We start from the raw sequence: 6,273 nt of genomic DNA, 5'->3' as shown, positions 1-6,273 counted from the left end.
AATATGATCACCAAAGAGTCAACAATGATTTTAGGTGTTTATAGCGACGGGGTTCCACCTCTTCCCATTCCGAACAGAGAAGTTAAGCCCGTTAGCGCCGATGGTACTGCAGAGATGTGGGAGAGTAGGTCGACGCCAACCTTTAAAGGATAGTAAATCTTCGGATTTACTATCCTTTTTTTATGCTTTAAAGTTAAAAGTAATAGCTACCCAAACAAGAGGTTCCTGAGCGAAGTCGAAGGAATTCCAACATGGAGTGAGACTCTTTTTTTTGCTTTAAACTTTAGGAGACAAGAAATCTAAAACAACTACCCACCACCTAATAAAGCAATACCCGATACCGAGGTATTAGGCTAATTCTTTATAAAAATAAGATAAGGTACTCTTATCACATTAACTTTCAATAAAATTCCTTCAGTTCATAGGATGTTTTTCCCCTTAGAAATTGTTTAGTAGAAAATATTGCTTAATTTTGCAAATTGATTGTGAATAGCAATCTATTAAAACAATTTAAATTTTAAAATTAGAATTATGTATTTATCAGCAGAGAAAAAGCAAGAGCTTTTCGAAAAGTACGGGAAGTCTAACAAAGACACTGGGACTGCAGAATCTCAGATTGCCTTGTTTTCTTACCGTATCGCTCACTTAACTGAGCACTTGAAAAACAACAGAAAAGATTACAGTACCCAACGTGCACTGCAATTGCTAGTAGGTAAAAGAAGAAACCTTCTTGATTACTTAAAAGCAAAAGATATTGAAAGATACAGAGCTATTATTAAAGCTTTAAATATTCGTAAATAATATCATATTAAAGCAATCCCGAGCAATCGGGATTGCTTTTTATATATTGGCGACACCTTGTTGCTTATCCAATAAGAAGTTTGAAATAAACTACAAAAGATGAAAGTGATCGAAAAAATAATTGAATTAGGTGATGGAAGGTCCATCACAATTGAAACAGGGAAATTAGCAAAACAAGCTGATGGATCTGTAGTAGTAAAAATGGGTAAGACCATGTTGTTGGCAACAGTAGTATCCGCTAAGGACGCAAAACCTGATGTTGACTTTATGCCTTTGTCTGTTGATTACAAAGAAAAATTTAGTGCATTAGGACGTTTTCCTGGTGGTTTCATGAAACGTGAGGGAAGACCTTCGGATTATGAAATTTTAGTATCCCGCCTAGTGGACCGTGCTCTACGTCCATTATTCCCGGAAGATTATCATGCAGAAACATTCGTATCTATTAATTTGATTTCTGCTGATACCGAAACTATGCCTGATGCATTAGCAGGTTTGGCTGCATCTGCTGCACTTGCAGTTTCTGATATTCCATTCATGGAGCCAATTTCAGAAGTGCGTGTTGCAAGAGTTGATGGTGAATTTAAAATTAACCCAACTCGTACAGAATTAGAAGCTGCAGATCTTGATATGATCGTTGCTGCTACTATGGAAAATATTATGATGGTGGAAGGTGAGATGGATGAAGTTTCAGAAGCAGAAATGCTAGAGGCTATCAAAATTGCTCACGAAGCTATTAAGGTTCAGTGCCAGGCTCAGATTGAATTGACTGAGATGGTTGGTAAAACTGAAAAAAGAGAATATTGTCATGAAGATAACGACGAAGAATTACGTCAGTTAATCATCGATAAAACTTACGATAAAGTACTGGAAGTTGCTCGTCGTAAGAATGCAAACAAGCACCAACGTGCTGAAGATTTTGCAGCAGTTAAGGAAGAATTTGTTACTGAATACTCTGAAGGAAAAGAGGAATCAGAAATTAATATGACTTTAATTGGCCGTTACTATCACGATGTGGAAAAAGAAGCGGTAAGAAATATGGTGTTGGAAGATAGATTGCGTTTGGATGGCCGTAAGACTGACGAGATCCGCCCAATTTGGTCTGAGGTTGATTATCTTCCAGGAGCACATGGATCTGCGGTATTTACACGTGGAGAAACACAATCATTAACTTCTGTAACATTAGGTACTAAACTTGATGAGAAGATTGTTGATGATGTATTGTACCAAGGAAAAGAGAAGTTTGTTCTTCACTACAACTTCCCTCCATTCTCAACTGGTGACGCTCGCGCTTCTCGTGGTATTAGCCGTCGTGAGGTTGGACATGGAAACTTGGCTTTCCGCGCTCTTAAAGGAATGATTCCAGCAGATTCTCCATATGCTATCCGTGTTGTATCTGATATTTTAGAATCAAATGGTTCTTCTTCTATGGCAACTGTTTGTGCAGGTACTTTGGCATTAATGGATGCAGGTATTCAGATTAAGAAGCCAGTAACTGGTATTGCAATGGGATTAATCTCAACTGCAGGGGCAGAAAAATATGCAGTTCTTTCTGATATCTTAGGTGATGAAGATCACTTGGGTGATATGGACTTTAAAGTAACTGGTACCAGAGATGGTATTACAGCTACTCAAATGGATATTAAAGTTGATGGTCTTCCATATGAAGTATTGGCTCAGGCTTTGGAACAAGCTCGTCAAGGTCGTCTTCATATTTTAGATAAGATTGGTGAAACTATTGAGGAACCAAGAGAAGACTTGAAACCACATGCTCCACGTATCGTTTCTATGGATATTCCTAAAGATATGATTGGTGCTGTTATCGGTCCTGGTGGAAAAATCATTCAGGAAATTCAAGAAGTAACAGGTGCTGTTATTGTTATTGAAGAAGTAGATGGCAAAGGTGTGGTTGATATTTCAGCTGACAACAAAGAATCAATTGATGCTGCGGTTGCCAGAGTTAAAGGAATTGTAGCTGTTCCTGAAGTAGGGGAGATTTACAAAGGAAAAGTAAAATCGATTGTTACTTTTGGTGCATTTATTGAAATTCTTCCAGGTAAAGATGGATTACTTCATATTTCTGAAATCGAGCACAGAAGACTACAAACAGTAGACGAAGTGTTGAAAGAAGGTGAGGAAGTAGAAGTGAAGTTGATTGATATCGACGCGAAATCAGGGAAACTTAAGCTTTCAAGAAAAGTATTGTTACCAAAACCTGAAAGAAAGAAAAAAGAAGAAAATAAATAATTGATATATTTTTATTCTTGATCCCGGGAAATTATTCCCGGGATTTTTTTTTGTATATGCTTTGCCTATTTTAGCGATGTAAATGAAAGGAAAAGATGGAAAACAATTGGGTAGATCAGATATCTAAAAAAGTAGATCAACAAGCACAGGATTTTATTTCGATAAAAGATTTTCGATTTTATCAAATTGAGAAATTGAAACGTATTGCCAAACTTTTGGATAGTCAAACTTCTTGTTTGGACTGTAAATATGCAAAAGCAGAACTGGAGAAAATAGTTGATGATTTAGATCGTTTGATTAACAAATCTGGTGTAAACAGAAGTGAATATGAAAAGCGAGTTGAAAAGCTTTTGAAGCATTTGAAGGACCAGCATGGGGTTTATCAAATCCATCATTTCACTTATACTTACTCAGCTATTTTTGCATTGGTTGGAACCGTTTTTGGCTTGTTATTATCTTATGGTATGTTTTACAGTTTTAACCCAACTATTTTTTTCTTATGCGCTGGTGTAGGTATGATTGTGGGTAACATTTTAGGTAATAGAAAAGATCGAGAATGTAAACGAAAAGGAAAACAATTGTAAGTTTTAATCTAACTTACTCAAAAATAACCGACTATAAAATAAAGGAGATAATGTTGATATTTTTTATCAAAATTGGATCTTTCTTTTTTTAAAAAAGCCTGATATTTGCCCTTCATTTTCTATTTTTATGACTCCAAAATCGCAAATACATTTTTAATGGATTATAATTTTATCGTAATTGAAGGTAATATTGGTGCCGGGAAAACAACTCTTTCACATAAAATTTCAGAGGAGCGCAATGCTAAACTGATTTTAGAGCAGTTTGCTGAAAATCCTTTTTTGCCAAAATTTTATAAAGATCCTGATAAATACTCCTTTCCATTGGAAATGTCGTTTTTGGCCGATAGATATAATCAACTAAAGAAAGAGTTAAGTGAACGTGATTTGTTCAAATCTTTTACCATTTCGGATTACTATTTCATGAAATCCTTAATATTCTCAAAGCAGACTCTTCAGGATGATGAGTATACTTTGTATCGACAGTTCTTTCATATCATTTATAATTCCTTGCCTAAACCTGATTTATATGTCTATTTGCATTCTAATGTAGATAAGTTGTTATCGAATATTAGAAAAAGAGGAAGAGAGTATGAACAAGAGATTACTGCTGAATATCTTTTAAAGATACAAGACAGTTATTTTGAGTTCTTTAAACAACAGCAGGACCTTAAATTTTTGGTGATTGATACTAATGATATCGACTTTGTTAATCAAGGAAGTGATTATGAGAAAATTACCAAGGCAATTTTCGAAACTGAATGTAAACATGGTTTAAATAGGATAATTCTCTGAAAGCCCTGAAAACTCAAATAAAAAGACGGAATAAATTTAATTTGCATAAAATTTTCTTAAATTTGTTTTTGAACTAGAATATAATTTTAAAAGTTAAAATAATTAAGTAGTTGTTATGAAAAGATCAAAGGTTATTTCCTTAGCTTCTTTGGCTTTAGCAGGATTGGTACTTACAAGCTGTGCTGGTCTTAATAAGATGAAGAAAGAAGCAAGCGATATCAAGTATCAGGTGACTCCTGAAGTTTTGGAAGCACATGCTGATATGGTTGATGTAAAAGTTGTTGTTAACATTCCTGGTGGATATTTTAATAAAAAAGCCACTGTTGTTGCAACTCCTGTATTGAAGTTCGAAGGTGGTGAAAAAGCTTTCCCTTCAAAAACTTTACAAGGCGAAAAAGTTCAAGGAAACAATACTGTAGTTCCTTTTGAAACTGGAAAAACTATTACCTACACTGGTAAAGTTCCTTACGAACAAGCAATGAGAATTTCTGACTTAGAAGTTAGAATGACTGCTAGCAAAGGTGAACAATCAGTTGAATTCGATCCTTATAAAATTGCTGATGGTGTAGTTGCTACAGCTACTATGGTACAGAACAACCCAATGAACATCATTGGTAAAGATGCGTTCCAAAGAATTATTCCAGAAACTCAAGAAGCAGATCTTCACTATCTAATCAACAGCTCACAAGTTCGTTGGTCAGAAATGAAAGCTGAAGATGTAAAAGCTCTTAAAGCATACTTAGATGCAGTTAAAGCTGACGAAAAGAAAGAATATAAAGGTGTTGAAGTTTCTGCATATGCATCTCCAGATGGTAAGCAAGATTGGAACGAGAAATTAGCTGGTAAGCGTGAAGTTTCTTCTTCTAAGTACATCAAGAAAGAAATGAAGAGAGGTAAAATGGCTGAGTATGCAGCTGAAGATTTCTTCAAATCTAAAGTTACTCCAGAAGACTGGGAAGGTTTCCAAAAATTAATGAAAGCTTCTAATATCCAAGATAAAGAATTGATTCTACGTGTTCTTTCTATGTACTCAGATCCTGAAGTACGTGAAAAAGAAATCAGAAACATTTCTGCTGCTTTCGACGATGTTAAGAAAGAAGTACTTCCTAAATTAAGAAGAGCTAAATTCACTGTTAACGTTGACCTTATTGGTAAATCTGACGCTGAATTGAAAGATCTTGGTATGAACAACCCAGCTGAACTAAACGTTGAAGAATTATTATATTCTGCTACTTTAGTGAAGTCTGCTGATGACAAATTGAAAATTTACGAATCAGCTAAGAAGCAATTCTCTAAAGACTGGAGAGGTTATAACGATGCAGGTATGATCTTATTCGGTATGGGTAAAGTAGCTGACGCTAAATCTAACTTCGAAAAAGCTGATAAGCTTTCTGCAAACAACCCAGTTGTAAAAAACAACTTAGGTGCTGTTGAGTTGGTTAACGGTAACGTTGCTGAAGCAGAAGTTCTTTTCGGTGCTGCAACAGGTGCTGGTAAAGAAGTTAACTACAACCAAGGTATTGTTGCTATCATGAAAGCTGATTACGATACAGCTGTTAAGCACTTCGGTGACTGTCCATCTGTAAACGCTGCTTTAGCTAACATTTTAGCTGGTAAGAACAATGTAGCTCTTGAAAAATTGAACGCTAATACTAGCGATGTTGCAATGGTATATTACCTAAAAGCTGTTGTAGGTGCGAGAACTGATAACAATAACTTAGTTTTCACTAACCTTGAAACTGCAGTAGCTAAAGATGCTTCTTTAAAATCAGTAGCTAAGTCTGATATGGAATTTGCTAAAGTATTTGAAGATGCTAAATTCAAAGCTATCGTTGAGTAATTAAAAATTACA

General features: G+C 35.2%; 5 protein-coding genes and 1 rRNA gene. All 6 read left to right on the top strand.

What is annotated here, in order from left to right:
• Positions 1–30: 30 nt before the first annotated feature.
• Positions 31–141, top strand: a 5S ribosomal RNA gene (gene rrf / locus DF185_RS20775).
• Positions 142–531: 390 nt separating this feature from the next.
• A complete protein-coding gene (gene rpsO / locus DF185_RS20770) occupies positions 532–801 on the top strand; it encodes a 30S ribosomal protein S15 (protein WP_110363274.1) in 270 nt (89 codons plus the stop codon).
• A gap of 99 nt (positions 802–900) precedes the next feature.
• Positions 901–3,045 carry a polyribonucleotide nucleotidyltransferase gene (gene pnp, locus DF185_RS20765; protein WP_110363272.1) on the top strand — a complete coding sequence of 715 codons (2,145 nt, stop codon included), beginning with the start codon at positions 901–903 and terminating at the stop codon, positions 3,043–3,045.
• A gap of 95 nt (positions 3,046–3,140) precedes the next feature.
• The gene (locus DF185_RS20760; protein ID WP_110363270.1) at positions 3,141–3,629 is read left to right on the top strand and encodes a hypothetical protein; all 489 of its coding nucleotides are present in this window, start codon (positions 3,141–3,143) and stop codon (positions 3,627–3,629) included.
• A gap of 156 nt (positions 3,630–3,785) precedes the next feature.
• Positions 3,786–4,421, top strand: coding sequence for a deoxynucleoside kinase (locus tag DF185_RS20755; protein WP_110363268.1), 636 nt, complete (start codon positions 3,786–3,788; stop codon positions 4,419–4,421).
• Between the two features lie 115 nt (positions 4,422–4,536).
• Entirely contained in the window at positions 4,537–6,261 is a 1,725-nt protein-coding gene (locus DF185_RS20750) for a tetratricopeptide repeat protein (protein ID WP_110363265.1), read from the top strand.
• Positions 6,262–6,273: the final 12 nt, after the last annotated feature.

Source organism: Marinifilum breve, assembly GCF_003202155.1.
GTDB classification, from domain to species: Bacteria; Bacteroidota; Bacteroidia; order Bacteroidales; family Marinifilaceae; genus Marinifilum; species Marinifilum breve.
This window is presented reverse-complemented; position numbering and strand designations above follow the sequence as displayed.

Excerpts from the sequence above, each read along its gene's own strand:
- DF185_RS20760 (WP_110363270.1), top strand. The coding sequence starts at position 3,141 with ATGGAAAACAATTGGGTAGATCAGATATCTAAAAAAGTAGATCAACAA.
- pnp (WP_110363272.1), top strand. The coding sequence starts at position 901 with ATGAAAGTGATCGAAAAAATAATTGAATTAGGTGATGGAAGGTCCATC.
- rpsO (WP_110363274.1), top strand. The coding sequence starts at position 532 with ATGTATTTATCAGCAGAGAAAAAGCAAGAGCTTTTCGAAAAGTACGGG.
- DF185_RS20755 (WP_110363268.1), top strand. The coding sequence starts at position 3,786 with ATGGATTATAATTTTATCGTAATTGAAGGTAATATTGGTGCCGGGAAA.
- DF185_RS20750 (WP_110363265.1), top strand. The coding sequence starts at position 4,537 with ATGAAAAGATCAAAGGTTATTTCCTTAGCTTCTTTGGCTTTAGCAGGA.